Source organism: Kitasatospora sp. NPDC127035 (genome assembly GCF_042726075.1).
Classification (GTDB): domain Bacteria; phylum Actinomycetota; class Actinomycetes; order Streptomycetales; family Streptomycetaceae; genus Kitasatospora.
The window spans coordinates 4214-29863 of record NZ_JBHXDN010000032.1 but is presented as its reverse complement, the minus strand read 5'-3'; the positions used below and the strand labels follow the sequence as shown (position 1 = coordinate 29863).

The window sequence follows — 25650 nt, the reverse complement described above, 5'->3', positions numbered from 1 at the left end:
GCACCGGGCCGTGCACCGGTCCCGCGCCTGGTCCGCCCGGGCCCGGCACGGCCCTCGGAGCGGCCCCGGGGCGTACGACTGCCGTCACGCGCCCCGGGGCCGCTCCGGCATGCCCTGCCGGACACTCTGCTGAGACAAGTGTCACCAGCTCTGCCCGGTCCCTTGGGAACCGGACGGGGGCGAGCTACGGTCGTATACACAGAGGCGCACCGGCGCCTCCAGCAGGACACATGAACGAGCAGGCGGGTTGCCCACCCACCGTGTGCTCCCGATAGCATCCACCGGGACAGCAGACGTCCCTCTATTACCCGATCCCGCGGTGGCCCCCGTCCAGCGGCCATGATCCCCCGCGACAAAGGTTTTCGATGCCCATCAGCCCGTCCCCTCACACCTCCGTCACGGACCGCGATGCCCTCGCAGCTCCGGCGGCCGGTCGGCGACCCCGCGTGACCATCGCGCGCGGAGCCACCCCCTGGTTCGTCCCCACCCTCGCCACGGCCGCCGTGACCACCGCCCTCACCCGGCGCAACGGCACGTGGGCCCTGGCGGCGGTGCCCGCCTGCGCGCTCGGCGCCGGCATGCTGTGGTTCTTCCGCGACCCCGAGCGTGAGATCGGCACGGGCAGAGTGATCTCCCCCGCCGACGGCGTGGTTCAGAGCATCGACGCGTGGCCGGACGGCCGCACCCGCGTCGCGATCTTCATGAGCCCGCTCAACGTCCACGTCAACCGCGCACCGCTGCCCGGCACGGTGACCTCCGTGGAGCACGTGCCCGGCGGCTTCGTCCCCGCCTTCAACAAGGACAGCGACCAGAACGAGCGGGTCGTCTGGCACTTCGACACCGAGCTCGGCGACATCGAGATGGTGCAGATCGCGGGGGCCGTGGCCCGTCGCATCGTGCCGTACGTCGACGCCGGTACCAAGGTCGAGCAGGGCGAGCGGATCGGTCTGATCCGCTTCGGCTCCCGGGTCGACACCTACCTGCCGGCCGGCGTCGAGGTCGGCGTCGAGGTCGGCCAGAAGACCACAGCCGGGGTGACGCGCCTTGACCGTGACTGATCCTGAAACGATCGTCGGCCTGGACGACGAGGAGACGGCGCTGCGCCGCCGCCGCTGGGCACGCGACCGCGAGCTGCGTGCTCCGCGTTCGCCGCAGCACCTCTCCACCGCCGACTTCCTGACCCTGGGGAACGCCGTCTGCGGCTTCCTGGCGATCTACTCGATCACCACCGGGGTGCTCGTCCCGCACATCACCAACCCGGGCGCCGCGCCGGACAAGCACAGTGCCGCCACCGCGGTGACGCTGCTGCTGATCGGCTCGATGTGCGACCTCTTCGACGGGCTGGTGGCGCGCAAGCTGCGCTCCTCCGCCCTCGGGGCGGAACTCGACAACCTGGCCGACCTGATCAGCTTCGGCATCGCGCCGGCCTACTTCGTCGCCGTCTGGGGCATGGTCTCGCCGGGCTCCAACAGCCGGCTCTCGGCGCTGATCGCGCTGACCGTGCTGCTCGCGGTGGTGCTGCGGCTCGCCCGCTTCTCCGCCGTGAAGATGCGACCCGGGGTGTTCCAGGGCATGCCCTGCCCGATGGGTGCGATGACGGTGATCGCCATCGTGCTGCTCGACCCGCCGTTCCTGCCCGGTCTGCTCGCCATCTTCGGCGTGGCGTACCTGATGGTCAGCCGGATCGAGTACCCGAAGCCGCAGGGGCTGCTGGCCACCGCGACGCTCTGCTGGATCGTGCTCTCCATCGGCTGCCTGGCGGCTTGGGCGACCGGCCTGAAGGGCGGCGACTACCTGCTGCACATCGGCGCGTTCGGCCAGATCGCGCTGGCCGCGATGGCCCCGCTGCTGGTCATCCGCCGCAAGGTGGGCCAGAAGGTCGGGGACGTGCGGGCACGCCGCGCGGAGTCCCGGATCGGCTGACGACCGACGAGACGCATGACGAAGGGCCCGGATCCCCCAGGGATCCGGGCCCTTCGTCATGTCGTGCGCCGCGCCGGGGGATCCCGGGCGGACCGCTCAGGCGCCGCCGCGGTGGACGCTGAAGGCCGAACGGCGCGCCGCGCGGGCCACCGCCGGGTCCGGGTGGACGCCGGAGACGGCGGTCAGCACCGAGGCCGCCCGCGGGTGTCCGGACTGCCGGGCCCGGGCGAACAGTCGCACCGGGTCACCGGCCGAAGCGCCCTCGACGTGGCCGACCAGCAGCTCCGTCTCCCCGTGGTCCAGCACGGCGGCGGCGGTGTCCACCCAGAGCCAGGCGGCGTCCTCCGCCCCCAGCACGTCGGCCGGCGAGACCCCCTCGTCCGAGCGCTCGGCGAGCCAGAGGAGCGCGTACGGGCGCAGCACCGGCTCGTCGACGGCGGCCCGGACGGCCTGCTCGGCGGTGGAGCCGGCGACCCGGAGCGCCTCGAAGGCCAGGCCGCGGACCAGCGCGTCCTCGCCCTGCGCCGCCTCCAGCAGCTCGGCCACCGCCCGGTCGGCCGGGCGGGCCGCCAGCCAGGCGCGGTACTCGGCGCGGGCCGGGCCCGGCGAGTAGTCGGCGCAGGCGCTCAGCAGTTCCGGCGCGCTCTGCTCGATGTGGCCGGCGGCGGTCTGCGCGACGGTGCAGATCTCCTCCAGCTTGGCCCGCACCGCCCAGTGTCCGAGCGGCGACAGGTCGGCGGCGTTGTCCCGGCGGACCAGTGCGCCGACGGCGGCGAGGCCGTCCAGCATCCAGTCGAGGACGGCCGCCACGTCGGCGGGCGAGGCCGGGGTGTCGATCTGCGGCTCGCGGCAGGTGCCGCGGACCGCGGAGATCGCCGAGGCCGCGTGCGGGACGGGCGAGAGGCCGAAGGTGCTCTCGCCACCGCCGACCCGGCGCTCGTCCAGACCGCGCCGGAGCAGCTCCAGCAGCTCCATGTCGGCGACCGGGCCGTCCACCAGGTGCAGGAAGGAGAGCAGTTGCGGGGCCTGGTCGACGGCCTGCCCGGCGAGCACCGCGAAGACGCCGCGCAGGGCGGCGGGCGGGACCGGGGCGAGCAGGGTCCAGGCGTCGAACAGTGCCGACCAGCCGCGGACCACCGCCTCGTCGTCGTGCTCCCAGGCGTGCAGGCGCCAGCCGGGGACGGCGCCGCCGTCCCTGGCCTCGACCAGGCCGACCAGCAGCGCCTGGCCCCAGGCCTTGGCCGCGGCGCCCACCGTCATGGCGAGGGCGCGGCCGGCGGCCCGGGCGTCGTCGGGGAGCAGCTCGCCGCGCTTGTCGACCTCGTCGAGGTCGCCGGCCCAACGGGCGATCCGGACGGCGTCGACCAGCATGCGGCGGGCCAGCGGGGCGAGTTCGGCGGGTGCGGGGAAGCCCTCCGGCACGGGGACCCGGCCGCGGCCGGGTGCGGGGGCCGGGCCTCGTCGGCGGGGTACGCCGGAGGTCCCCGGCCTGGCGCCGGCGGGGCGGTGGGCAGTTCCGGGGAGACGGGTCACCGTCGCACCGGTACCGATCGTCGGCGGGAGCGGGGCATCACGGTCGCGCGGGTTCCGAGACGTCACGTCGAGCAGTCTTCCCCTTGTACCGGCCATCTGTCACATCCGGTTGCACGCGCGGGCCGGGCGGCGGGCGCGGGGCCTCCACAAGATCGGGCAACAGAGGCCAAACCGACTGGCTTGATCTTAGTGGCGGGTCCATGCCACTCGTGACCGGGGAGGGAGGGAAGGGAAAGCGGGGAGGAAAGGGAGAGGGGAAGCGGCCGCGGCGACCGGGGAGCCGCCGCGGCCGGGTGGACCGGGCCGGGCGCGCTCAGAGGAAGGGCGTGAGCCAACGGCGGAGGGTCTCCTCGTAGCGCTCCGGGTCGGTGTTCCAGAGTGCGGCGTGGTCACCGCCGGGAAAGGCCTGGAGGTTGACCACGTCCGGGCGCCTCCCGGCGAGGCGCTCGGCCGCGCGGAACGGGGCCACCGGGTCGTCCGGGCCGTGCAGCACCAGGGTGGGGACCCGCAGGTCGGTGCCGTCGGCGAGGCGCGCGAAGTCGGCCAGATCCAGGCCGGTGCGTCCCTCGGCGGCGAGCGCGCCCAGTTCGGCGGCCACGCCCCGGTAGCCGGCCCGGGCCGCACCGCGCCGCGCGCCGGCCGGCCAGTCCAGCACCGGCGAGTCCAGGATCAGGCTGCTGATCGAGCCTGCCCAGCCGGAGCGGGCGGCGGCCTGCAGGGCCGTGGTGGCGCCGAGCGACCAGCCGTAGAGGACGACCTTGCCGGCGCCGCTGTCCAGCGCGCGCCGGATCGCCGCCTCGACGTCGCGCCACTCGGTCTCGCCGAAGTGGCCGAGGCCGTCCGGGGAGGCCGGCGCACCCGCGTCGCCCCGGTAGCTGACGGCGAGCACCGGCAGGGCCAGCCGCCGGAGCAGCGGGAGCACCGGGAGAGCCTGGGAGCGGTCGGCGCCGGGGCCGTGCACCAGGATCACCCAGGTGCCCCGCGCGCCGTCCAGCCGCCAGGCGGGCAGCGCACCCAGCTCGCCCTCGACGGCGGTCTCGGTGAACGGGATCCCGAGCGCGGTCGTCGGGTCCCCGAGATGGACCCGGGGGGTGAAGCGGACCTCGGTACCGGGCGTGAGGGTGCCCCGGTCCGCCCGGAGCAGGCGGCGGGTGACGCCCTTCCCGTCGCTGTGCAGGACCTCGCCGACGACCGCGTGCCCGTCCTCTCCCCACTCCACGGCCCAGCGGCCGGGGCGTTCGCTCTCCGGGCCGCGGGTGAAGCCGACCCGCCCCGCGCCGAGGGTCAGGACCTGCACCGGGCCGGACCTCGCCCGGGCCGCGACGGCCGGGTGGACCATCCGCTCGGACGCCCGCCGGCCGATCACCAGCACGGCCGCCCCCGTACCGACGGCGGCGGCGGCCACGGTGGCCGCGATTCCCCAACGCATACTCGCTCCCCGCAGTTAAGTCCCGGTGCCGGAGGGTGTTCTGGCCCCAGTCCACTAGCGGCGGCGGCCGGTGGCCAGTAGGACACGGCCGTCCGTGTCAGATCGGGAGCAACGTCACACCGGGGCGAGAGCCTCCGGGGCGGGCCCGCGCGGGGCCGGCGCGGGGGCCGCGCGAGGACCGGCGGTGTGACCGAACGCTCCGTGACCTCGGTTGACTCCCGGTTCGGGGGCGTGATGGGATCCTTCAGCCATACGGAGGCAAGCAGAGGAAGCCGGTGCGAGTCCGGCGCGGTCCCGCCACTGTCACCGGGGAGCACGTCCGGACAATGCCACGGCGAGCCGTCAGAAGCCGCTGGAAGGCCCGGGCGTGCGTCCGACCCGGAAGCCAGGAGACTCTCGCCCCCGGTACGTCGATCCAGGGCGCGGACCCTGAGTGAGGACACCCACGCGATGCAGCCTGCCCCGGCCGCGACGACCCGCCACCGCACCCCGCCGTGCGTCCGCTGACCCGCGCCGCCGCGTTCGCCGCGGGCGCAGTCGCCGGATACCTCGCCGACACCCGGCTCGGCGATCCTCGCCGCGGCCACCCGGTCGCCGTCTTCGGCACCGCCGCGAACCGGCTGGAACGGCGGATCTGGCGCGACGACCGCGCCACCGGCACCGCCTACACCGCGCTCTGCGTGGGCACCGTCGCGGCCGGCGCCGTGGCCGCCGACCGGCTGCTCGGCCGCCGGCCGCTCGGGCGGGCCGCCCTGGCCGCCGCCGCGACCTGGACCGTGCTCGGCGGCACCTCGCTGACCCGGGAGGCCCGGACCATCGGCCGCTCGCTCGCCGCGGGCGACCTGACGGCGGCCCGGGAGCGGCTGCCGCACCTGTGCGGCCGCGACCCGAGCACCCTGGACGAGGCCCAGCTGGCCCGCGCGGTGGTCGAGTCGGTCGCCGAGAACACCGCCGACGCCGTGGTCAACGCGCTGGTCTGGGGCGGGCTCGCGGGCACACCGGGCCTGCTGGCGTTCCGCGCCGTCAACACCCTGGACGCGATGGTCGGCCACCGCTCGCCCCGGTACGCCCGGTTCGGCTGGGCCTCCGCGCGGCTGGACGACGTGGCCGGCTGGCCGGGCGCCCGGCTGACCGCGCTGCTGACCGTCGCCGCCGCGCCCGAACCGCGCACCGCCTGGCGGGTCTGGCGGCGGGACGGCTCCGCACACCCCAGCCCGAACGCGGGCCAGGCCGAATCGGCCTTCGCCGGTGCGGTCGGCGTCCGCCTGGGCGGGACGCTCCGGTACGGCGACCGCGTCGAGCACCGGCCGGTGCTCGGCGAGGGGCTCCGGCCGGTCGGGGTGGACGACATCGAGCGGGCCTGCGTGCTCTCCCGACGGGTGGGCGCGCTGGCGCTGGGTACGACGGTCGCCGGGCATCTGCTGCTCCGGGCGGCCCTGAGCAGGAGAAGGGGTGGGGCATGAGCAACGCACTGCTGGTCGCCGGGACGACCTCGGACGCCGGGAAGAGCGTGGTCACCGCCGGCATCTGCCGCTGGCTGGCCCGTCAGGGCGTCCGCGTCGCGCCGTTCAAGGCGCAGAACATGTCGCTGAACTCCTTCGTCACCGCGGACGGCGCCGAGATCGGCCGCGCGCAGGCGATGCAGGCGCAGGCCGCCCGGGTGGAGCCCGAGGCGGCCATGAACCCGGTGCTGCTCAAGCCCGGCGCGAACGGCCGCAGCCAGGTCGTGCTGCTCGGCCGGGCGGTCGCCGAGGTCGGCGCGCTGGACTACCGCGACCGCAAGCCGGTGCTGCTGGAGCGGGCCCTGGAGTGCCTCGCGGACCTGCGCCGCCGGTACGACGTGGTGATCTGCGAGGGCGCCGGCTCGCCCGCCGAGATCAACCTGCGGGACCGGGACATCGCCAACATGGGCCTGGCCACCGCCGCCGGGCTGCCGGTCGTCGTGGTCGGGGACATCGACCGGGGCGGGGTGTTCGCGGCGATGTACGGGACGCTGGCGCTGCTCTCGGCCGAGGACCAGCGGCACGTGGCCGGCTGGTTCGTCAACAAGTTCCGCGGCGACGCGCGGCTGCTCGCCCCCGGGCTGGAGATGCTCCGCGAGCTGACCGGCCGCCCGGTGCTGGGCACCCTGCCGATGCTGCCCGACCTCTGGCTGGACGCCGAGGACTCGCTCGACCTGTCCACCGTGGTCGACCGCACGGCCGGCCGCGGGCCGCTCGGCGCGGACGTGCTGCGGGTGACCGTGGTGCGCTTCCCCCGGCTGTCGAACTTCACCGACCTGGACGCGCTGGCCCAGGAGCCCGGGGTGCTGGTCCGCTGGGCCACCCGGCCCGAGGAGCTGGCCGACGCCGACCTCGTCGTGCTCCCCGGCACCCGGGCCACCGTCGCGGACCTCGCCTGGCTGCGCGAGCGCGGCCTGGAGACGGCGCTGAAGGCGCGGGCGGCGCAGGGCCGTCCCGTCCTCGGCGTCTGCGGCGGCTACCAGATGCTGGCGCGGACCGTCGTGGACGAGGTCGAGTCGAAGGCCGGCGCCGTGGAGGGGCTCGGCCTGCTGCCGACGCACGTCCGGTTCGGCGTCGAGAAGGTGCTGGGCCGGCCGGTCGGCGAGGCGTACGGGCAGCGGGTCGAGGGCTACGAGATCCACCACGGCGTGGTCACCGTCGAGGGCGGCACCCCCTTCCTGGACGGCTGCCGGGTGGGCTCCGTCTGGGGGACGACCTGGCACGGCGCGCTGGAGAACGACGGTTTCCGGCGCGAACTGCTGCGCGACGTCGCCGCATCGGCCGGCCGGGCGTTCGTCCCCGCGCCGGACACCTCGTTCGCGGCGGCGCGCGAGGCCCGGCTGGACCGACTGGGGGAGCTGATCGAGGAACACGCGGACACCGACGCACTGTGGAAGCTGATCGAAGGCGGGGTGCCGGCGGCCGGATCGCTGCCGTTCCTGCCGCCCGGGGCCCCTTGGGGAGAATCGTGAGCGAGAATCATGAGTGACGTCCGCTACCCGTTCACCGCGATCGTCGGCATGGCCGACCTACGGCTCGGGCTGCTGCTCAACGCGGTCTCGCCGGCGGTCGGCGGGGTGCTCGTCCGCGGCGAGAAGGGCACCGCCAAGTCGACCATGGTGCGCGCGCTGGCCGGCCTGCTGCCGTCCATCGCCACCGTCGACGGCTGCCGCTTCGCCTGCGACCCGGCCGCGCCCGACCCGCAGTGCCCGGACGGCGCGCACGCCGGCGCCGGGGCGTCCTCGCGCCCGGCCCGGCTGGTCGAGCTGCCGGTCGGCGTCTCCGAGGACCGGATCGTCGGCTCGCTGGACCTGGAGCGGGCGCTCGCCGAGGGCGTCAAGGCGTACGAGCCGGGCCTGCTGGCGCAGGCGCACCGCGGCGTGCTCTACATCGACGAGGTCAACCTGCTCCAGGACCACGTGGTGGACCTGCTGCTGGACGCCGCCGCGATGGGCCGCTCGTACGTCGAGCGCGAGGGCGTCTCGGTGCGGCACGCGGCCCGGTTCCTGCTGGTCGGCACGATGAACCCGGAGGAGGGCGAGCTGCGGCCGCAGCTGCTCGACCGGTTCGGCCTGACCGTCGAGATCGCCGCCACCCGGGAGCCGGTGGAGCGGGCCGAGGTCGTGCGCCGCCGCCTCGCCTACGACGCCGACCCGGCGGGCTTCGCCGACCGGTTCGAGGAGGACGAGCGGGCGCTCGCCCTGCGGATCACCACCGCCCGGGAGCTGCTGCCGAAGGTGGAGCTGACCGACGCGGCACTCCGCCGGATCACCGCCGTCTGCGCCGCGTTCGAGGTGGACGGGCTGCGCGCGGACATCGTGATGGCGCGCACCGCCGTCGCGCTGGCCGCCTGGTCCGGGCGCACCGAGGTGCTGGAGGAGGACGTCCGCAAGGCCGCGCAGCTGGCGCTGCCGCACCGGCGCCGGCGCAACCCCTTCGACGCGCCCGGGCTGGACGAGGAGCTGCTGGACCGGACGCTGGAGGAGCAGGCCCGGCAGGAGCAGGAGGAGGCCCGCGAGGAGCAGGCCCGGCAGGACGAGGAGGAGGCCCTCGCGGAGGGGCGGGCCGAGGCCCGGGAGTCGGACGAGGACCCCGACCCGGACCCCGGGGACGGCCCGGACGGCCCCGAGGGCGACGGACCCGGCCCCGACGGCGGTGGCGGCGCCCCCGAGCCGACCGGCCCGGACGGCCCGCCCGCCGGCGCCGACGCCACCTCCCCCGACGAGGACCCGGCACTCCCGCAGCCCGTCCCGGCCCAGCACCCCTCCCCCGCCCGGGAGTCGGCGCCCGTCGCGGCCGGCGACCCGTACCGGACCCGGCTGTTCGCCGTCGACGGCACCGGGCGCGGCGCACAGGGCCGCCGCTCCCCCGCCGAGACCGACGGCGGCCACACCATCAGGTCCCGCCGCCCGCAGGGCCGGCTGGCCCGGCTGCACCTGAGCGCCACCCTGCGGGCCGCCGCACCGCACCAGGTGGCGCGCGGCCGGGCGTCCCGCGCCCTGGTGCTGCACAAGGACGACTTCCGCGAACAGGTCCGCCAGGGACGGGAGTCCAACCTGGTGCTGTTCGTGGTCGACGCCTCCGGCTCGATGGCGGCCCGGCAGCGGATGACCGCCGTCAAGGGCGCGGTGCTGTCCCTGCTGATGGACGCCTACCAGCGCCGGGACAAGATCGGCATGATCACCTTCCGGGGCGGGTCCGCCGAACTGGCGCTGCCGCCCACCTCCTCGGTCGAGGTCGGCGCGGCCCGGCTGGAGACCCTGCCCACCGGCGGCCGGACCCCCCTGGCCGCCGGGCTGCTCCGCGCCCACGAGGTGCTGCGGGTCGAGCGGCTGCGCGACCCCGACCGCCGCCCGCTGCTGGTCGTGGTCACCGACGGCCGGGCCACCGGCGCCCGCGACGCCGTCGCGCAGTCGCACCGGGCGGCCGGGCTGCTGGCCGGGCAGGGCGTGGCGAGCGTGGTGCTGGACTGCGAGTCCGGACCGGTCCGGCTCGGCCTGGCCCGCACGCTGGCCGCACGGCTCCGCGCCACCGCCGTGACCCTGGACGAGCTGCGGGCCGAGGGCGTGGCCTCCCTCGTCCGCGACAACCGCCCCACCACCACTACGCGAAAGGCGGCCTGAGCCGACATGCCCAAGGGTGTTCCCGAGAGTGTCCCCGACGACGGCCTGACGACCCGCCAGCGCCGTACGATGCCGATCACCGCCGTCCACACCGGCCCCGGCAAGGGCAAGTCCACCGCGGCCTTCGGCATGGCGCTGCGCGCCTGGAACCAGGGCTGGTCGGTCGGGGTGTTCCAGTTCGTGAAGTCCGCCAAGTGGAAGGTCGGCGAGGAGAACGCGTTGCGCGTGCTCGGCGCCTCCGGCGAGGGCGGCACGGTCGACTGGCACAAGATGGGCTCCGGCTGGTCCTGGATCCAGCGCTCCTCCGAGATGGAGATGGACAGCGAGGCGGCGGCCAAGGAGGGCTGGGAGCAGGTCAAGCGCGACCTCGCCGCCGAGACCTACCGCTTCTACGTGCTGGACGAGTTCACCTACCCGATGCACTGGGGCTGGGTGGACCCGGAGGAGGTGGTGGCCGTCCTGAAGGACCGCCCGGGCAGCCAGCACGTCGTCGTCACCGGCCGGTACGCGCCCGAGGCGCTCACCGGCTTCGCCGACCTGGTCACCGAGATGACCAAGGTCAAGCACCCCATGGACGCCGGCCGCAAGGGCCAGCGCGGTATCGAGTGGTAGACCGGAAACCCTGAACGTGAACATCCCCCGTCTCGTCGTCGCGGCGCCGTCCTCCGGCGCCGGCAAGACCACCGTCGCCACCGGCCTGATCGCGGCACTCGCCGCGCGCGGGCTGGCCGTCTCCCCCCACAAGGTCGGCCCGGACTACATCGACCCGGGCTACCACGGGCTGGCGGCCGGGCGGCCGGGCCGCAACCTGGACGCGTTCATGTGCGGGCCGGAACGGATCGCGCCGCTCTTCCTGCACGGCGCGGCCGGTGCGGACGTGGCGGTGGTCGAGGGCGTGATGGGCCTGTACGACGGCGCCTCGGGGCGCGGCGAGCTGGCGTCCACCGCGCACGTCGCCAAGCTGCTGCGGGCACCGGTGGTGCTGGTGGTGGACGCCTCGTCGCAGTCCCGGTCGGTGGCCGCGCTGGTGCACGGCTTCGCGTCCTGGGACCCGGAGGTCCGACTGGCCGGGGTGATCCTCAACCGGGTCGCCTCCGACCGGCACGAGCAGCTGCTGCGCGAGGCCCTGGAGGAGGGCTCGGGCGTGCCGGTGCTGGGCTCGGTCCGGCGCTCGGCGGCGGTCGCCACGCCGTCCCGCCACCTCGGCCTGATCCCGGCCGTGGAGCGCTCGGCGGAGGCGCTCCGGGCGGTCGCCGACATGGGCGAGCTGGTCGCCGCCTCGGTGGACCTGGACGCGGTGCTGGCGCTGGCGCGGACCGCGCCGCCGCTGGACGCCGAGCCGTGGGACCCCGCCGCGGAGATGGCCGAGCTCGTGGCGGCGGGCTTTCCGGTGGCCGGGGCGCCGCGGGCGGGGGCGCCGCGGGCGGGGGCGCCGCGGATCGCGGTGGCCGGCGGCGCCGCGTTCTCCTTCTCGTACGCGGAGAACACCGAGCTGCTGACCGCCGCCGGCGCCGAGGTGGTCCCGTTCGACCCGCTGCACGCCGACGGGCTGCCGGAGGGCACGGCGGGCCTGGTGATCGGCGGCGGGTTCCCCGAACTGTACGTCCGGGAACTCAGCGCGAACGGGCAACTCCGTTCCGCGATCGCCGCGTTCGCCGCCTCGGGCGGGCCGGTCGCCGCCGAGTGCGCCGGACTGCTCTACCTCGGCCGCGAGTTGGACGGCCTGCCGATGTGCGGCGTGCTGGACACCTCGGCCCGGATGACCGAGCGGCTGACCCTCGGGTACCGGGAGGCGGTGGCGCTGCACGACTCGCCGCTGGCACCGACCGGCACCCGGGTGCGCGGGCACGAGTTCCACCGGACCGTCTGCGAGCCGGGGGCCGGCGAACGGGCCGCCTGGGGCTGGCGGTTGCCGACCGGCCCGCGCACGGAGGGGTTCGCGGCCGGAAACGTTCACGCTTCGTATCTGCATCTGCACTGGGCGGGATCTCCGCAGCTCGCCGCCTCGTTCGCGGCCGCCGCGGCGGCCCACCGGGCGAACTGAGGGGAACCGACCCCCCTTCGACCCTGGTGCTTTCACCGCCCGGGGCGTCAAAATAGGGACTGATAACCGCATATCGCCCCATTCGCGACCGGTACCGGCCAGACCCGACCCACTCGGCGAGCCGACCGATTGCCGGCGACCGCCCACTCGGCGGGGCGCCGAACACGCCCCCGCGGGGTGAACAGGCTCTAAGGAGCCGTCACTATGCGTCACACCTTAACCCCGCTGCATCACCGCCCCCACCATTCCCTCGACGACCACCACCCCTGCCCGGTGCCGATGTCACCCGACGCCCTCGCCGCCCTCCGTGCCCACTACCGGGAGCTGATCAGGACCCGCCGGCTGCCGCAGGACATCACCTTCGAGCAGTACTACTACGTCTGGCGCTCCCAGCGCCGCGGCGAGAACCTCATCGGCCTCGACGACGGGGCCGTCCGCCCCGGTCCCAGCACCGGGGCCCAGTTGATCACCCGTCCGTCCAGGAAGCTCAAGGGCGAGATCCGCACCCTCGTCCTCCTGGTCGACTTCCCCGACCGGCCGCACGACCCCGCCCACACCGTCGAACACTTCGAGCAGCTGCTCTTCGGCGCGGGCACCTTCGCCACCGGCTCGATGCGCGACTACTACCGGCGGATCAGCGGCTTCGACCCCGCCCGCCCGACCGCGCACGGCATCGACGTCCAGGGCGAGGTGCACGGCTGGTTCCGCCTGCCGCACCCGCTCTCCTTCTACGCCGACAACCGGTCCGGCATGGGCGACCCGCCCGCCAACGCCCAGGGCATGGCCGCGGACACCCTCGACATCGCGCTCCGGGAGGGCATCGACTTCACCGGCGGCTTCGACGCCCTCGACGAGGGCCTCGTCACCGCGCTGTTCATCGTCCACGCGGGCCGCGGGGCCGAGGAGCTCCGGGAGTCCGACCAGCCGGGCAACCTGTGGAGCCTCAAGTGGAACCCGCCCGGCGAGAACGGGGTGAAGGTCGCACCGAACCTGCGGGTGCAGACGTTCCTGACCGTCCCCGAGGACTGCAAGGTCGGCGTCTGCGCCCACGAATGGGGCCACCTGGCCGCCCGCTGGGCCGACTTCTACGACACCGGACGCGTCACCACCACCGTCTCCAACGGTCTCGGGAACTACTGCCTGATGGCGGGCGGCTCCTGGGGCAACAAGGGCACCACCCCGGTCTACCCGAACAGCATGCTCCGGATGTTCCACGGCTGGGCCACCCCGCAGGAGATCGACGGCACCACCGCGGGCATCTCCCTGCGGCCCGTCGCCGAAGGCGGCGACTCGCTGTTCGTCCGCAACCCGAACCCGGGGCGGATGCGGGAGAGCCAGTACATCGTCGTCGAGTACCGCCGCCAGAGCGGCCAGGACGAGTTCCTGCCCGACGAGGGCATCGCGGCCTACGTCGTCGACGAGGCCATCGACAACGTCAACGACGAGCGCCGGCTCGCCATCGAGCTCCTCCAGGCCGACGGCCGGCGTGACCTGGCGAAGATCTTCGGCGCGGACGAACGCGGCGACGCGGACGACCTCTACCCGTCGCTCGACAACTCCAGCATCGGGGAGAACACCAAGCCGCCGCTGGACCTGCCCGACGGGACCTGGAGCGGCGTCACCCTCGCCGTCTCCGGCACACCCGGGGCGGACCGGATGGAGGTGGACGTCACCGTCGAGTGAGGCCGTGGCCGCGCGCCTCCGCGCGCACCCGTCCGCAGGACGTTCAGGAGGACCGTTCAGGAGGACCGTTCAGGAGGACCACTGCCGCACCAAGTGATCGCCGCCCCCGCCCGACGCGCCGCCCGTGCGGCTCCGACGGTGGCTCCGGCGGAGCCGCGCCCGGCGCGAGAGGTGAGGCCGGACCGGGCAGCGGCGGCGATCACGGCCGGGGTCCGGCGCACACGGCCGGCCGGACCCCACCCGGGGACCGCGCGTCCGGGCCGGGCGACGGGCGACGGGTCACCGGCCCGCGGTCGCGGGTCCCTGCCGAACGGGACCGCCGGGGGCTGTTGTTGACTGGGTGCCGGAATCCCCACCGACCTCCGCTCGGAGAGGCACCCGATGGCCAAGCTGCACACCTACACCGCCGAGATCACCTGGACCGGCAACCAGGGCACCGGCACCAGCGACTACCGCTCCTACCGCCGGGACCACGAGGTCGCGGCGGACGGGCGCCCGCCCATCCCCGGCTCCTCCGACCCCGCCTTCCGGGGCGACCCGACCCGGTGGAACCCCGAGCAGCTGCTCCTCGCCTCGATCTCCCAGTGCCACCTGCTCTGGTACCTGCACCTGTGCGCGGTGAACGGCGTCGTGGTCACCGCGTACACCGACCGCCCGACCGGCACGATGGCCGAGACCGCCGAAGGAGGCCACTTCACCGAGGCGGTGCTGCACCCCCGGGTCGAGGTCGCCGAGAAGGGGATGACGGAGAAGGCACTCGCCCTGCACACCGACGCGCACCGGGCCTGTTACATCGCCAACTCGGTGAACTTCCCGGTCCGGCACGAGCCGGCGGTGACGGTGGCGCAGCCCGCCTGACGGACCGGGCGGCGGCGCGGTCAGGCCGGAAGCCCGTACCGCACCCCGGTCAGTTCCTCCGACAGCGCCCAGAGGCGGCGGCCGGTCCCGGGATCGGCCGCCGCCGGGGCCAACGGGACGCGGACCGGGGCGCCGCGCAGCTCGCCGCGCCCGTCCGGGCCGAGGAACTCACCACCCCGCACGTCCGGGGCGGTCGCCGCGTACAGCTGCGGCAGTGCGCCGTCGGCCGCCGTCTGGGCGAGCGGCCGGAGGATCCGGCCGAAGAGCAGCCGGACGAGGCCGGTCGGCGCGCCGGTCTGGAGACCGGTGGCGGCGTAGCCGGGGTGGGCCAGCAGGCTGCGGACCGGGCTGCCTGCGGCGACCAGCCTCCGGTGCAGTTCCCGGGCGTGCACCGCGTTGGCGAACTTCGACTGGTCGTAGAACGCCATCGGCGCGTAGGCGCGGGCACCGTCGAGGTCGTCGAAGCGGATGCGCCCCTTGCGGTGGTTGACCGAGCTGACGGTGACCACGCGGGGGTCGGGCGCTGCCGCCAGCGCGCCGAGCAGCAGCCCGGTGAGCGCGAAGTGGCCGAGGTGGTTGGCGGCGAACTGCAGCTCGTGGCCCTGGGCACTGAGCGTCCGGGGCGGGGCCATCACGCCCGCGTTGTTGACGAGCACGTCCAGCCTCGGACGGTCGGCGCGCAGCCCCCGGGCGAAGGCCCGGACGGCGTCGAGGTCGGCCAGGTCGAGGCGGCGGACTTCGAGCCGGGCCTCCAGTGCCCGGGTGTCGGTGACGTCCCAGGCCGTGTCGGGGGTGTCCGCGCTCTCGGCGAGCAGGCCGGCGACGACCGCGTCCGCCGCCCTGCGTCCCTTCTCCTCGTCCCGCACGGCGAGGACGACGTGCCCTCCCCTGCGGACCAGTGCCCTGGTGGTCGCCAGCCCGAGACCGCCGCTGGCTCCGGTGACCACGAAGACCCGGCCGGTCTGGTCCGGGATGTCCACGGCGCCCCACCGCCCTTGCTGCTGCTGCGGCCTCGGCCGCTCCGACACCGACTCCGGACGTCCTTCCGGTTCCCCTGTCATGTGACACATGCTGGCTCCGGTGTCACCGAGTGTCAAGGCGCGCCCTGGTGTTATTACGTCACTTGGTAACGGATCGCGCCTTGGTGCCGCCGGTGACATGCCGTACCATCACGGCATGACCTCCCGCCCCGCCGTCAGCCTGGCCCAGCGCAAGCGGCAGCTCGTCGTGGACGAGCTCACCGAGGCCGCGTTCCAGCTGCTGACGGCCCGGGGGTTCGACGCCGTCACCGTGGACGACATCGCGACCGACGCCGGCGTGTCCAAACGGACGTTCTTCCGGTACTTCGCGTCCAAGGAGGACGTGGTCGTCCGGTTCCTGGCCGATCTGGGCACCGGCATCCGCGAGGGCCTGGCGGCCCGACCGGCCGACGAGCGCCCCTCGGCGGCGCTGCGCGCGGCGGTCGGCGCCCCGCTCGCCCACTGCGGCGACCGCGGGGACCGGGCGCTGCGGGTCGTCCAGCTGATCCTGCGCACGCCGGCCCTGCTCGCCCGGCTCCTGGAACACCAGGACCACTGGCGCGACGAGTTGACGGAGGAGCTGGCGGCACGGCTCGGACTCGACGCCCGCACCGACCTCTACCCGCGCCTCGCCGCGGGGATGGCGCTCACCGCCTTCGGCGCGGTACTGGAACGCTGGAGCGAGAGCGACGGCACCGCGGATCCGACCGCCCTGACCGACCGGGCCTTCGCCGTCCTCGCACCGTCACTCGACGCACCGTCACTCGACACGGTCTGACGCCCCGCCTCCGCCGCTCCCCCGGCCGCGCAAGAGCCCGTGCCCGCCCCGTCGGTGACGGGGCGGGCACGGGTCGGCCGGCGGCTCAGGCCTGGCGGCGCAGGCGGCGGGCGAGGAGCAGCGCACCGGCGCCGAGCGCGGCGAGCGCCGTGGCGGCGGCAGCCGGGACCAGGGTGGACCCGGAGCCGGTGGCGGCGAGTTCACCGTCGACCGGCGCGGTCGGGGCGGCGGTCCCCGGCGCGGCGGCAGCCGCGGTGGGGGACGCGGAGGCGGTCGGTGCCGGGCTCTTCACCGAGACGTCCATGCCCGGGGCTTCCTTGCCCGGGGCTTCCTTGCCCGGGGCTTCCTTGCCCGGGGCCGGGGTGACGGGCTTGGCGGGCGCCGCCTTGGTCGGAGCCGGGGTGGCCGACTTGGCAGGCGCCTTGGTCGGGGACTTGGTCGGGGACTTGGTCGGCGCCGGGGTGGAGGTGCCCGCGCCGGAGGTGCCCGTGCCCGGGGCGACGACCTTGACGGTGGCCGCCTTGCCGCACCGGGCGGTTCCGCGGAACGGGGAGCCCGCATTGACGAAGAGGCACGGGTTGAGCGTCGCGCCCCCCGGCGGCGTGCTCCTGTCGTACGAGACGCGCACCTTGGTCACCGTGGACTTCCCGGCGCCGACGGTGGCATCGCGACCCTGGAGGTAGACGCCGGGCGGGTCCCCCGGGAGTCCGCCGGACACCTTCGTCGGCGTGGTCCACGTCCCGTCCGCCCTGCGCACCTGCACGGTGGCGTGGTCACCGACGAAGAGCGCGCTGCCGAGACCGACGTAGGAGGACGGCGTGGAGTTGGACAGGACCGCGTCGAACTCGATCGGCGCGCCGCCGGCCACCGCCGTGGCGGGCACGTGGGCCAGCGAAGAGGTGGGGGTGGCGACCTTGATCGTGCTGAAGTTCTCGGCCAGCAGGACCCCCGACTGCCCCCAGCCCACGGCGGAGCGCAGCTTGAGGGACTGGAAGCCGGCGTTGCTCCCGCCGCCGTTCGGCCGGTCCACGGGGGCGCCGATGCGCAGGTCGACCTTGACCGTCTTGCCGACGGCCACGGTGATGCCGCTGACCGTTCCGTCGTAGGAGGTGCCGTTCTCCCCGTGGTGGTACGCCATCTCGACCGGCTTCCACGCACCGCTCGCCGGGTCCTTGTAGTCGATCGTGAGGGAGTGCTGCGGCGCGCCCACCGCAGCGGTCACCAGCAGATTGAGCTTGAAGTTGGTGGCCCTCTCGCCGGTGTTGGTGACGCTCTCGGTGAACCTCACCGGCTGCCCGCCGAATCCGATGACGGCCGGCGCCCGGACGGACAGCTTCGCGCCCTTGACGTAGTCGGGGCTGTCGGCGAAGGCGGCCTGCGCAGGAAGCATGAGCGAGCCGGCCAGGGCGGCGACCGCCGCGGCGACGGCGAGGGTACGGCGTGAGCGTCGGACCGGGATGGTGCTGGACATGGTTCCCCCCTGGAACACGTGGTCTGCGGGCATGCCGAGGACAGCGTCGGCGCCGCAGCGACTGGATGCGTTGAGTGGCTCGACCGGCTCACGCGGACTGATTCGCCCACGAGCGGCCCTCACCCCGCCTGGGGGGAGTGGCTCTTCCGGCCTCACATCACCTAAGACGTGTGGGGCGCGAAGTGGTTGCAGTGGGTGCGAAGAATTCTTCCGAGCCCTGCCGGAGCCCCTCCCGGAGCTGTCCCGAGCCCCTCCCGAGCCTCACCGTGCCGGGCTCCCCCCGGCTCCGCCCGGCTCCCCCTGGCTCCGCCGGCTCAGTGGCGGGGGGAGCCGAGCGCGGGGCCGTAGAGGTCGGTGCCGTTCTCCATGACGGATCAGCTAGCGGGTCCCGGTGCGGCCGAGCCGGAAGGCGCACTCCAGCGAGCCTCCGGGGCCGCCCCGTCGGGGTGATGGTGGCCGCCGACCCGGCGGGTTCAGGCCCCCTGCCGCTGCCCTGCCGACCCGGGCTCGGGCTCCCCGTCCCGGTCGGGTGCGGTCGCCGGCGGCAGGACCAGGGTCGCCACCGCCCCGCCGTCGGGGTGGTTGGCGAACGTCAGCTCCGCGCCGATCACGCGGGCGTGGCCCCGGGCGATCGTCAGGCCGAGACCGTGCCCCTTCCCCCGCTCGCGCACGCTGGTGCGGAAGCGCTGCGGCCCGTCCCTGAGCAGTTCGTCCGGGAAGCCCGGTCCGTGGTCCCGGACGGTGATCCGCGAACCGTCGACGTGCAGCCGGACCGTGCCGCCGCCGTGCCGGTCGGCGTTCACCAGCAGGTTGCCCAGGATGCGGTCCAGCCGGCGCAGGTCGGTGCGCACCGACGCGCCGGCCGCCGTGTCCGTCAACTCGACCGCCACGTCCAGGCCCGTGAGCGTGACGGTGCGGCGCACCGCCCGTTCCAGCGGCACGGCCGACAGGTCCGGCGTCTCGGCGTCCGCGTCCAGCCGGGACACCTCCAGCAGGTCCTCCACCAGCGAGCGCAGTGCCTGGACCCGGTTCCGGACGAGCTGGGTGGGGCGGCCGGGCGGCAGCAGTTCGGCCGCGGTGACCAGCCCGGTCAGCGGGGTCCGCAGCTCGTGGGCGACGTCTGCGGTGAACCGCTGCTCGTCCTCCAGCCGGCGGTGCAGGGCCCGCGACATCAGGTCGACGGCCGCCGCCAGGTCGGCGACCTCGTCGCGTCCGTCGACCAGCTCCCCGATCCGGGTGTCCGTGCGCCCGGCGGCGATGCCCCGGGCAGCGGTCGCCGCCGTCCGCAGCCGCCGGCTGATCCGGTCCGCGACCAGCACCCCGACCAGCACCGTCGTGAAGACCGAGGCGACGACGGTGATCAGGATGATCCGGTCCAGGTCGGCGATCGCCCGCCGGTCCTGCGTGAAGTCGACCCGGACGGAGAGCACCCCGCCGTGGACGCCTCCCGCCGCCCACATCGACTCGCCGCCCTGCGGTCCGGCCGCCAGCTGCGAGCCGTGCCGGCCGGCCGCCGCGAGGGCGCGCAGCCGGTCCGGCGTCGCCGGGTCGTCCAGCGCGGTGCCGCCGCCGACCGGCTCGCCGCGCTTGTAGGACGCGAGGGCCGAGTCGAGCGCGGTGAGCGCCGAACGGCGGGCCTGGTCGACGTGCTGACGGACCATCGCCTGGTGGACCAGCAGCCCGACCGCCACCGCGACCAGGACGGAGATGGCGGCGACGGCGGTCGCGATCTGTCGGCGCAGCGTCATTCGGGACGCCGGAACTTGTAGCCGAAGCCGCGGACCGTCTCGATCCGCCCGCCGCCGATCTTGGCGCGCAGCCGCTGCACGTGGACGTCGACGACGCGGGTGTCGGCGCCCCACTCGTAGTCCCACACCCGCTCCAGCAGGCTCGACCGCTCCAGCACGATGCCGGGCGCGGCGGTGAACTCCAGCAGCAGCCGCAGTTCGGTCGGGGTCAGCGGGACCAGCCGGCCGTTGACCCGGACCTCCATGGAGTCGGTGTCCACCTCCATGCCGTCGAAGCTGCGGACGGCAGCCCTCGGCGCCGGGGCGGCGGCTGCGGCGGCCGGCGCGGCGGCGGGTGCTGCCGGTACGGCGGGTGCGGCTACGGACGCGTCGGGGCCGGTGACGGACGCGGCTGGGGCCGCCGGGGCCTCCGTGGCCGGGACGACCCGGATCCGGCGCAGCACGGTACGGATCCGCGCCACCAGCACGGCGCTCTCGAACGGCTTGACCACGTAGTCGTCCGCACCCGCCTCCAGGCCGGACACCACGTCCACCGGGTCGGTGCGCGCCGACATCATCAGGATCGGCAGCTGGCTCTCCTCCCGGATCCGCCGGCAGAGGCCGACGCCGTCGAGCAGCGGCAGCATCACGTCCAGCAGCAGCAGGTCGGGGCGGACGGCGTGGAACACCTCCAGCCCCTCCAGGCCGTCCGCGGCCGTGGAGACGGGGAAGCCGTAGCGTTCCAGGGCCATCCGGGTCGCCTCCCGGATCACCTCGTCGTCCTCGACGATCAGGATGTGCGGGTGGGTGGGCGCTGCGCGGTTCAAGGCTTGGCCTCCGGGGGAGCCGCGGGGGTCGTCGGACGGACGGGCTGGGCGGGTACCGGCACGGGCGGAGTGGCACCGGCACGCGGGGAGGCCGGCGCCGCACCGGAATCCGCCGTGGGCCGCGCGGTCGGGGTGAGCGCGGAGGGGGCCGGCCCCGGGGCGGAGGGCGTCACGGGAGGTTTGACGACCGGTCCCACCGTCGGTTGCACCTGCCGCTCCGGGGTGGGCTGCCTGGACGGCGTGGGCACGGGACCGAGGTCCTGGCTCGTCTGCTCCACCAGGACGAGGCGCACGCCGTCCCAGCGGTAGTGACTGGTGGTCCGGACCCACACGCTGGTCGACTCGTGCAGCCGCAGGTCCGTACCGACGGTCTCCGCGCTGAACCTCGCCAGCGCCTGCACCCGCAGGACGGGCACGAGGCCCTCGCCGGTCAGGGTGTAGACGTGCAGGACCACCGGCCCGGCGGTGCCCGCCGTGCCGACGGCGAGGATCAGCTCGGGGCGCCCGTCACCGGTGAGGTCGCGGTACTCGGGGCTGCGGAGCTCGCAGGCCGGACAGGCGCTGAGGGCCCGCTGCTCGTCCTGGCTCACCCCGGGATCCTTCGCGAGCAGGCCGTGGACGTCGACGGACATGATGTCCCGCCCGGCGGCGGTGACGTCCGGGACGGGCTGGGGCGGCGGCTCCGGGGCCTGGCCCGTGCCGGCCGCGGGCGCGGTCGGCGGCGGCACCGTGGCCAGACCGGGCCAGAGCGGCTGCGGCACCGGGGGCGGCGTCACCGGCTGGGCCGCGCCGTGGTCGCGCAGGCCGCCGGGGGCGGCGCAGCCGACCGGCAGGGTGAGCGCGAGGACGGCGAGGAGGGCGGCCAGGGCGGCCCGTGGTGCGGCGCCGAACCGGCTGCGGCGAGGTGGAGGCGGTGCTGCCACGGTCGGTTCTCTTCTCCTGGTCTGGCCCGGTCCGGCGCGGTCCGGTCCGGCGCGGTCTGCGGCGATGCGCCGGTTCGTCCCCGGTGGTAGGTCGCCGGTGGTAGGTCGCCGGGGCGGCGGTCGGCGGTTCCGCCCGGCGGCGTGCGGGCCGCCGGGCGGGATGCGACGGCAACGGCCGCCGCCGGCACGCGGGCCGTCGAAGCGCGGCGGCCCGCGTGCCGGTCCGTCGTGGTGATCATTGTCCCGGTGCGCCGGACGGCGCCGTCAGCCGGCCGGACCCGCCGGGTCGGCCAGGTCCGCCACGACGATGATGTTGTCCGTCCAGTGGCCGTCCGCGCCGATCCGGCCGCCGCAGGTGATCAGTCGCAGCTCGGGTGCTGCCGTGTCGCCGTAGACCGCCTCGGTCGGGAACCGGTCCTTGGCCGCCTGGAGCAGCGAACGGACCCGGAAGTCCACCGTGCTGCCGTCCTCCCGCCGCACCTGGATCAGGTCTCCGGGCCGCAGCTTCGGCAGTTTGTGGAAGACCGCCGGGCCGTTCGCGGTGTCGTAGTGCCCGATCAGGACGGCGGGTCCGTTCTCCCCCGGCGTCGGGCCGTTGCGGTACCAGCCGGCCTCGTCGGCCCGCGCCACGGTCGGCACCTCGACCGTCCCGTCCGCGTTCAGGCCGAGGCCGGGCACCGGGGCGTCGACGCCCGCCGCCGGGACGAGGAGGCGGGTCGGCGCGGACGCCGCGAAGGGCTTCCGGGGTGCGGCGGACGTGGGGGCGCCCGGGGCGGCGGTCGGGGAGGTGGCCGGGGAGGTGGCCGCCGCCCCGGTGGCGGTCCCGGTCCCGGTCCCGGTTCCGGGACCGGTCCCGGCGCTCCCGGCGGTGGCCGCCGGGCCGGTGGCCTCGCGGGCCGAGGTCTCCACCCGCACCACCGGGGTGCGGGTGCTGTTGAACGCCATCGAGGTACCGAGGACCACGCAGATCAGGCCCGCCGCACCGAAGGCGGTGCGGCGCAGCCCTGCCGCACCGGGTCCGTCGGAACGGGGGCGCCGGTGCCCCCCGTTGCTCCGGCCGCGGCCGCCGTCGCGGGCGGCGGCCGGACCGGCGGCCCGGCCGGCATGCCGGCCGCCGCCGGCCGCTTCGTCGACCCCGGGCCCGCCGCTCGGCGACGGGGTCCCGTCGTCCCGGCTGCGGACGGTCGTGTCCGGAGCCGGGACGACGGGACGCCCTGAGGGCCCGGGGCCGTTGTCAGCCGCGCGCACCGGAACGGCGGCGCAGGAGGGCGAAGCCCAGCGCGGCGGCGCCGACGGCCGCGACGGTGCCGCCGCCGGCCAGCATGAGGCCGGAGGAGCCGGTCGAGCCGGATCCGTCACCGGCCTGGGCGGCGCCCTTGGGCACCTCACGGACCTGCGGCGGGCCGCCGACCGCCCCGGTCGTGGGCGGGTGGGTCGGGGTGACCCGGGGGACGGCCGGACCGTCGGAGCCGGCCTTCGCCGAGGGGACCGCGGTGGGCGTGGTACCCGGGGCCGGAGCCCCCGGGGGGACGACGGTGGGCGTGACCGGGGCGTGCGGGGCCGCCGGGGCGGCTGCGGTGGGCGTGGCCGGGGCGGGCGCGGGGGAACCGTCGGCCCACGCCTGCCCGCCGGTGAAGGTGGTCAGGAGGGCGGCCCCGGTCAGGGCGCAGACGGCGAGCACGCGGCGGGCGGGGGCACGACGGGTACGGCTGGTCATACGGTTCGCTCCTTCATCGGGACGCTGGTTCCGGCCGGTGCGGCCGGTGCGTCGTGAGTGACGTTAGGAGCGCCGTGTCGCGGTCCCCGGCCGGTCGTGTCACGGCCGCCCATCGTCTGTGTAACGGCCCTCGGGCGCCGGTCGGGTGACGGGATCCGGGCCCGGTGCGGCACGCCAGGACGGGCCCCGGAGGGGTGGATCCCGGAGGTCCTAGGTCGCGCGGTCCACCAAGATCGCAACCAGAGGCGGAAGCCGGGGCCCGGCCCGGTCCGTACCGTGGCCGTATGACCGTTGATCTGGAGAAGTACTTCGCACGTATCGGATGGGACGGCGAGCGGGCGCCCACCCTCGTGACCCTCCGGTCCCTGCACCACGCGCACGTCCTCGGCATCCCGTTCGAGAACATCGACGTGGTCGTCGGCTCGGTCCCCTCGCTGGACCTCGCCGACCTCCAGGCCAAACTCGTCGAAGGCTCCCGCGGCGGCTACTGCTTCGAGCACAACACCCTGTTCGCCGCCGTGCTGGAACAGGTGGGCTTCGAGGTCACCCGGTTGACCGGCCGGGTCCGGCTCGGCGCCCGCCCCGGCGAGGTCCGCCCCCGGACCCACATGGTGCTGGCGGTCCGGGTGCCGGGCGAGGGCGGCCGACACCTGGTCGACGTCGGATTCGGCTCCGCCCGTTCCCTGTTGGAGCCACTGCCGATGATTCCCGGCCTGGTCCGGGAGGGGCTGGGGCGGTTCAACCGCCTGGTCGTCGAGGAGGAGGACGGCCCCGCACCGGTCTGGGTCCTCCAGGCCAGGACACGCACGGCGGCCGACGCGGCGGCCAGGTGGGAGGAGTTGGTCTCCTTCACCCTCGACCACGCTCCCGCCACCGACATCGGGGTCGCCAACTGGCACGTGGCGACCCACCCGCGCTCGCCGTTCCGCCGCCTGTTCGTCCAGCGCACCCACGCCACGGGCCACCTGAGCCTCGACGCGACCACCCTCACCCGCACACGGCCCGACGGGACGACCACCGTGGAGGAGGTCGACGGACCCGACGGGATCAGGGAGTTGCTGGCGTCCGAGTTCGGTATCGCCGCACCGTCCGACATCCGCCCCCAGCGCTGAGAGGGTCGCCACCGGCCGCAGGACCGGCATGAGAAGTCGGCCGGTCCGACTTCTCATGCGGGGTGGGCGGTGCGAAATCCGGTGGGCTTGAGGGGCCGGACCTGCCACGATCGCCGGATGGGTGCGTTGGATGCAGTGGCCGGCCGGGTGGCCGGTGGAGCAACCGTCTCGTTCCGTCCGAGCGGATCATCGATGGTCCCGCTGATCCGCAGTCGGAGAAGGTCCGCACGGCCGGCTCCCCCGGCGGCCCCTGACCCCGGCCGGGCCTCCGCCCGGACCTCCCCGTCGGCCCACCGGCAGCCGAACCGCCTTTCACCGGAGCGACGTTGAACTGCTGAACCGGGGTGAGATGCTCGTTCCGGCAGTGGCGCCGACGGGACGGGGGAACACGTGGGGATCGCCGAACACCCGGGGGCGCGTGAGGAGCGGGCGTGGCGGCACGCCGACCGCGCGCGCCGCTGGAGCCTGTACGCGCTGGGGCTCCCGGCGGCGGCCGGGTGGCTGTGGGCGCTCGGCCTCGCCTTCCTGCCCGCCTCGGTGGACCACCGCACCGGGTCGATGCACTGCGGTTCGCCCGTGTTCTTCGACGCCGCCGCCCGTCACTACCGGGACGACGACTGCGTCCCCCTGGTGGACCGGCGCATCCACCAGGCGGTCGGGGTGGCGCTGGTGACGCTACCGGTCTTCGGCGCCTGGCGCGCCGTCGGCCACCGGGCCCGGCGGATCGCGGCGGAGGGGGCGGAGGGGGCCGGGCGGCGGCGCTGAGTCACCGCCCACCATCTCGGTAACTTTGGTTTACGATTCCGGGGTTCGTAAACTATGGTTACCGCATGGCGATGCCCGAGATCACCCCCGAAGAGCAGGCGGAACTCGACAAGGCCCTCTACGAGGCGCTGAATCCCCTGGCCACGGCCATCCGCTCCCGGGAGAGCGGCCTCCCCCCGGAACGCATGTGGGCCTCGGAGCCCGTGGAGATCACGCTCTCCGTCCTCGCCGCGTGGAAGGTGGTGGACGCCGAGGTCAAGCGCCTGACCGCCCACGCGGCGGCCACCGCCGGTTCCTACGGTGCGAGTTACGAGCAACTGGGCGCCGTGTGGGGAATCACCCGGCAGGGCGCCCGCAAGAAGTGGCCCGAGGCCGTCAGCCGCCCGGAGACCCCGAAGGCGGAGCCCCGAGCACTCGAACTCTTCGGTGGAACAGCCCGGTTGACACCGCTCCCGGACGGCGGCTGGCGGTGGACCGGAACGGGTGCGGACGGCACGCCGGGCACCGCCGGCGACGGCACCCGGTACGCGACCACCGAGGAAGCCGCGGCCCACGCGGGAGCCTTCCTCAAGGACCACGCCCTCGGCACCACCGACCGACCCTGACCCTGAAGCCGTCGGGCCCCCCCCCACCACACCCTGGGGGCCCCCCCCCCCACCCCGGGGTACCACGCTGCGGTCAAACCCACACACCGCCACCACCCACAACCCCCAAAC

General features: G+C 75.2%; 22 protein-coding genes and 1 riboswitch. Of the genes, 13 read left to right on the top strand and 9 right to left on the bottom strand.

Going from position 1 to position 25650, the window contains the following annotated elements; genetic code table 11:
* Nucleotides 1-365: 365 nt before the first annotated feature.
* On the top strand, nt 366-1058 hold the full coding sequence (locus ACFWIC_RS22050; RefSeq protein ID WP_329883399.1) for a phosphatidylserine decarboxylase: 693 nt from the start codon (nt 366-368) through the stop codon (nt 1056-1058).
* On the top strand, nt 1045-1923 hold the full coding sequence (locus ACFWIC_RS22045; protein WP_380353877.1) for a CDP-alcohol phosphatidyltransferase family protein: 879 nt from the start codon (nt 1045-1047) through the stop codon (nt 1921-1923). The genes ACFWIC_RS22050 and ACFWIC_RS22045 overlap by 14 nt, the downstream gene beginning before the upstream one ends.
* A 96-nt stretch (nt 1924-2019) precedes the next feature.
* Here the strand turns inward: ACFWIC_RS22045 and ACFWIC_RS22040 are convergent, their stop codons facing one another.
* Together ACFWIC_RS22040 and ACFWIC_RS22035 are read right to left on the bottom strand one after the other, a co-directional pair.
* A complete protein-coding gene (locus tag ACFWIC_RS22040) occupies nt 2020-3345 on the bottom strand; it encodes a hypothetical protein (RefSeq protein WP_380519828.1) in 1326 nt (441 codons plus the stop codon).
* 424 nt (nt 3346-3769) lie between these two features.
* Nucleotides 3770-4885 (bottom strand): alpha/beta hydrolase, encoded by a 1116-nt coding sequence (locus ACFWIC_RS22035; RefSeq protein WP_329949568.1) that lies wholly within the window; start codon nt 4883-4885, stop codon nt 3770-3772.
* A gap of 264 nt (nt 4886-5149) precedes the next feature.
* Nucleotides 5150-5281: riboswitch (cobalamin riboswitch) on the top strand.
* A 98-nt stretch (nt 5282-5379) separates the two neighbouring features.
* Between ACFWIC_RS22035 and ACFWIC_RS22030 the strand changes: the two genes are divergently transcribed.
* The 7 genes from ACFWIC_RS22030 to ACFWIC_RS22000 all read left to right on the top strand — a co-directional run bounded on the left by ACFWIC_RS22030 (nt 5380) and on the right by ACFWIC_RS22000 (nt 14595).
* Entirely contained in the window at nt 5380-6348 is a 969-nt protein-coding gene (locus ACFWIC_RS22030) for a cobalamin biosynthesis protein (RefSeq protein WP_329883396.1), read from the top strand.
* Nucleotides 6345-7859, top strand: a complete 1515-nt coding sequence (locus ACFWIC_RS22025) for a cobyric acid synthase (RefSeq protein ID WP_329883395.1) — start codon at nt 6345-6347, stop codon at nt 7857-7859. The genes ACFWIC_RS22030 and ACFWIC_RS22025 overlap by 4 nt, the downstream gene beginning before the upstream one ends.
* Nucleotides 7860-7868: 9 nt before the next feature.
* Complete coding sequence (locus tag ACFWIC_RS22020) at nt 7869-10010, top strand: putative cobaltochelatase (protein ID WP_380519827.1); 2142 nt, start codon at nt 7869-7871, stop codon at nt 10008-10010.
* A 6-nt stretch (nt 10011-10016) separates the two neighbouring features.
* The gene (gene cobO, locus ACFWIC_RS22015) at nt 10017-10622 is read left to right on the top strand and encodes a cob(I)yrinic acid a,c-diamide adenosyltransferase (protein ID WP_329883393.1); all 606 of its coding nucleotides are present in this window, start codon (nt 10017-10019) and stop codon (nt 10620-10622) included.
* 16 nt (nt 10623-10638) lie between these two features.
* Nucleotides 10639-12054 (top strand): cobyrinate a,c-diamide synthase, encoded by a 1416-nt coding sequence (locus ACFWIC_RS22010; RefSeq protein ID WP_380519826.1) that lies wholly within the window; start codon nt 10639-10641, stop codon nt 12052-12054.
* A 204-nt stretch (nt 12055-12258) separates the two neighbouring features.
* Nucleotides 12259-13737, top strand: coding sequence for a M6 family metalloprotease domain-containing protein (locus ACFWIC_RS22005; RefSeq protein ID WP_380519825.1), 1479 nt, complete (start codon nt 12259-12261; stop codon nt 13735-13737).
* Between the two features lie 381 nt (nt 13738-14118).
* Entirely contained in the window at nt 14119-14595 is a 477-nt protein-coding gene (locus tag ACFWIC_RS22000) for an OsmC family protein (RefSeq protein ID WP_380519824.1), read from the top strand.
* A gap of 20 nt (nt 14596-14615) precedes the next feature.
* Here ACFWIC_RS22000 and ACFWIC_RS21995 read toward each other — a convergent pair whose 3' ends face one another.
* The gene (locus tag ACFWIC_RS21995; protein WP_380519823.1) at nt 14616-15656 is read right to left on the bottom strand and encodes an oxidoreductase; all 1041 of its coding nucleotides are present in this window, start codon (nt 15654-15656) and stop codon (nt 14616-14618) included.
* A 115-nt stretch (nt 15657-15771) separates the two neighbouring features.
* On the opposite strand from ACFWIC_RS21995, the gene ACFWIC_RS21990 reads away from it, so the two are divergent.
* Nucleotides 15772-16392, top strand: a complete 621-nt coding sequence (locus ACFWIC_RS21990) for a TetR family transcriptional regulator (protein WP_380353899.1) — start codon at nt 15772-15774, stop codon at nt 16390-16392.
* Between the two features lie 85 nt (nt 16393-16477).
* Here ACFWIC_RS21990 and ACFWIC_RS21985 read toward each other — a convergent pair whose 3' ends face one another.
* The 6 genes from ACFWIC_RS21985 to ACFWIC_RS21960 all read right to left on the bottom strand — a co-directional run bounded on the left by ACFWIC_RS21985 (nt 16478) and on the right by ACFWIC_RS21960 (nt 23057).
* On the bottom strand, nt 16478-17863 hold the full coding sequence (locus tag ACFWIC_RS21985; protein WP_380519822.1) for a hypothetical protein: 1386 nt from the start codon (nt 17861-17863) through the stop codon (nt 16478-16480).
* A 473-nt stretch (nt 17864-18336) separates the two neighbouring features.
* Nucleotides 18337-19611: a HAMP domain-containing sensor histidine kinase gene (locus tag ACFWIC_RS21980; RefSeq protein WP_329949561.1), complete on the bottom strand. Its 1275-nt coding sequence runs from the start codon at nt 19609-19611 to the stop codon at nt 18337-18339.
* Nucleotides 19608-20342, bottom strand: coding sequence for a response regulator (locus ACFWIC_RS21975; RefSeq protein ID WP_380519842.1), 735 nt, complete (start codon nt 20340-20342; stop codon nt 19608-19610). Before ACFWIC_RS21975 ends, ACFWIC_RS21980 begins: the two co-directional genes overlap by 4 nt.
* A gap of 71 nt (nt 20343-20413) precedes the next feature.
* A complete protein-coding gene (locus ACFWIC_RS21970; RefSeq protein ID WP_329949560.1) occupies nt 20414-21340 on the bottom strand; it encodes a hypothetical protein in 927 nt (308 codons plus the stop codon).
* A gap of 264 nt (nt 21341-21604) precedes the next feature.
* Complete coding sequence (locus ACFWIC_RS21965; RefSeq protein ID WP_380519821.1) at nt 21605-22285, bottom strand: class F sortase; 681 nt, start codon at nt 22283-22285, stop codon at nt 21605-21607.
* A 289-nt stretch (nt 22286-22574) separates the two neighbouring features.
* The gene (locus ACFWIC_RS21960) at nt 22575-23057 is read right to left on the bottom strand and encodes a hypothetical protein (RefSeq protein WP_329947590.1); all 483 of its coding nucleotides are present in this window, start codon (nt 23055-23057) and stop codon (nt 22575-22577) included.
* Between the two features lie 284 nt (nt 23058-23341).
* On the opposite strand from ACFWIC_RS21960, the gene ACFWIC_RS21955 reads away from it, so the two are divergent.
* The 3 genes from ACFWIC_RS21955 to ACFWIC_RS21945 all read left to right on the top strand — a co-directional run bounded on the left by ACFWIC_RS21955 (nt 23342) and on the right by ACFWIC_RS21945 (nt 25539).
* Nucleotides 23342-24169, top strand: coding sequence for an arylamine N-acetyltransferase (locus tag ACFWIC_RS21955; protein WP_380519820.1), 828 nt, complete (start codon nt 23342-23344; stop codon nt 24167-24169).
* A gap of 390 nt (nt 24170-24559) precedes the next feature.
* A complete protein-coding gene (locus tag ACFWIC_RS21950) occupies nt 24560-24934 on the top strand; it encodes a hypothetical protein (RefSeq protein ID WP_380519819.1) in 375 nt (124 codons plus the stop codon).
* Nucleotides 24935-24999: 65 nt separating this feature from the next.
* A complete protein-coding gene (locus ACFWIC_RS21945) occupies nt 25000-25539 on the top strand; it encodes a hypothetical protein (protein ID WP_380519818.1) in 540 nt (179 codons plus the stop codon).
* Nucleotides 25540-25650: the final 111 nt, after the last annotated feature.

Bases quoted from the DNA above. Each gene is read 5' to 3' on its own strand.
- cobO (WP_329883393.1), top strand. From the start codon at position 10,017: ATGCCCAAGGGTGTTCCCGAGAGTGTCCCCGACGACGGCCTGACGACC.
- ACFWIC_RS21965 (WP_380519821.1), bottom strand. From the start codon at position 22,285: ATGGCGTTCAACAGCACCCGCACCCCGGTGGTGCGGGTGGAGACCTCG.
- ACFWIC_RS21985 (WP_380519822.1), bottom strand. From the start codon at position 17,863: ATGTCCAGCACCATCCCGGTCCGACGCTCACGCCGTACCCTCGCCGTC.
- ACFWIC_RS21980 (WP_329949561.1), bottom strand. From the start codon at position 19,611: ATGACGCTGCGCCGACAGATCGCGACCGCCGTCGCCGCCATCTCCGTC.
- ACFWIC_RS22050 (WP_329883399.1), top strand. From the start codon at position 366: ATGCCCATCAGCCCGTCCCCTCACACCTCCGTCACGGACCGCGATGCC.
- ACFWIC_RS21995 (WP_380519823.1), bottom strand. From the start codon at position 15,656: ATGACAGGGGAACCGGAAGGACGTCCGGAGTCGGTGTCGGAGCGGCCG.
- ACFWIC_RS21975 (WP_380519842.1), bottom strand. From the start codon at position 20,342: ATGGCCCTGGAACGCTACGGCTTCCCCGTCTCCACGGCCGCGGACGGC.
- ACFWIC_RS22020 (WP_380519827.1), top strand. From the start codon at position 7,869: ATGAGTGACGTCCGCTACCCGTTCACCGCGATCGTCGGCATGGCCGAC.
- ACFWIC_RS21990 (WP_380353899.1), top strand. From the start codon at position 15,772: ATGACCTCCCGCCCCGCCGTCAGCCTGGCCCAGCGCAAGCGGCAGCTC.
- ACFWIC_RS21960 (WP_329947590.1), bottom strand. From the start codon at position 23,057: ATGACCAGCCGTACCCGTCGTGCCCCCGCCCGCCGCGTGCTCGCCGTC.
- ACFWIC_RS22025 (WP_329883395.1), top strand. From the start codon at position 6,345: ATGAGCAACGCACTGCTGGTCGCCGGGACGACCTCGGACGCCGGGAAG.
- ACFWIC_RS22035 (WP_329949568.1), bottom strand. From the start codon at position 4,885: ATGCGTTGGGGAATCGCGGCCACCGTGGCCGCCGCCGCCGTCGGTACG.
- ACFWIC_RS22000 (WP_380519824.1), top strand. From the start codon at position 14,119: ATGGCCAAGCTGCACACCTACACCGCCGAGATCACCTGGACCGGCAAC.
- ACFWIC_RS21955 (WP_380519820.1), top strand. From the start codon at position 23,342: ATGACCGTTGATCTGGAGAAGTACTTCGCACGTATCGGATGGGACGGC.
- ACFWIC_RS21945 (WP_380519818.1), top strand. From the start codon at position 25,000: ATGGCGATGCCCGAGATCACCCCCGAAGAGCAGGCGGAACTCGACAAG.
- ACFWIC_RS22005 (WP_380519825.1), top strand. From the start codon at position 12,259: ATGCGTCACACCTTAACCCCGCTGCATCACCGCCCCCACCATTCCCTC.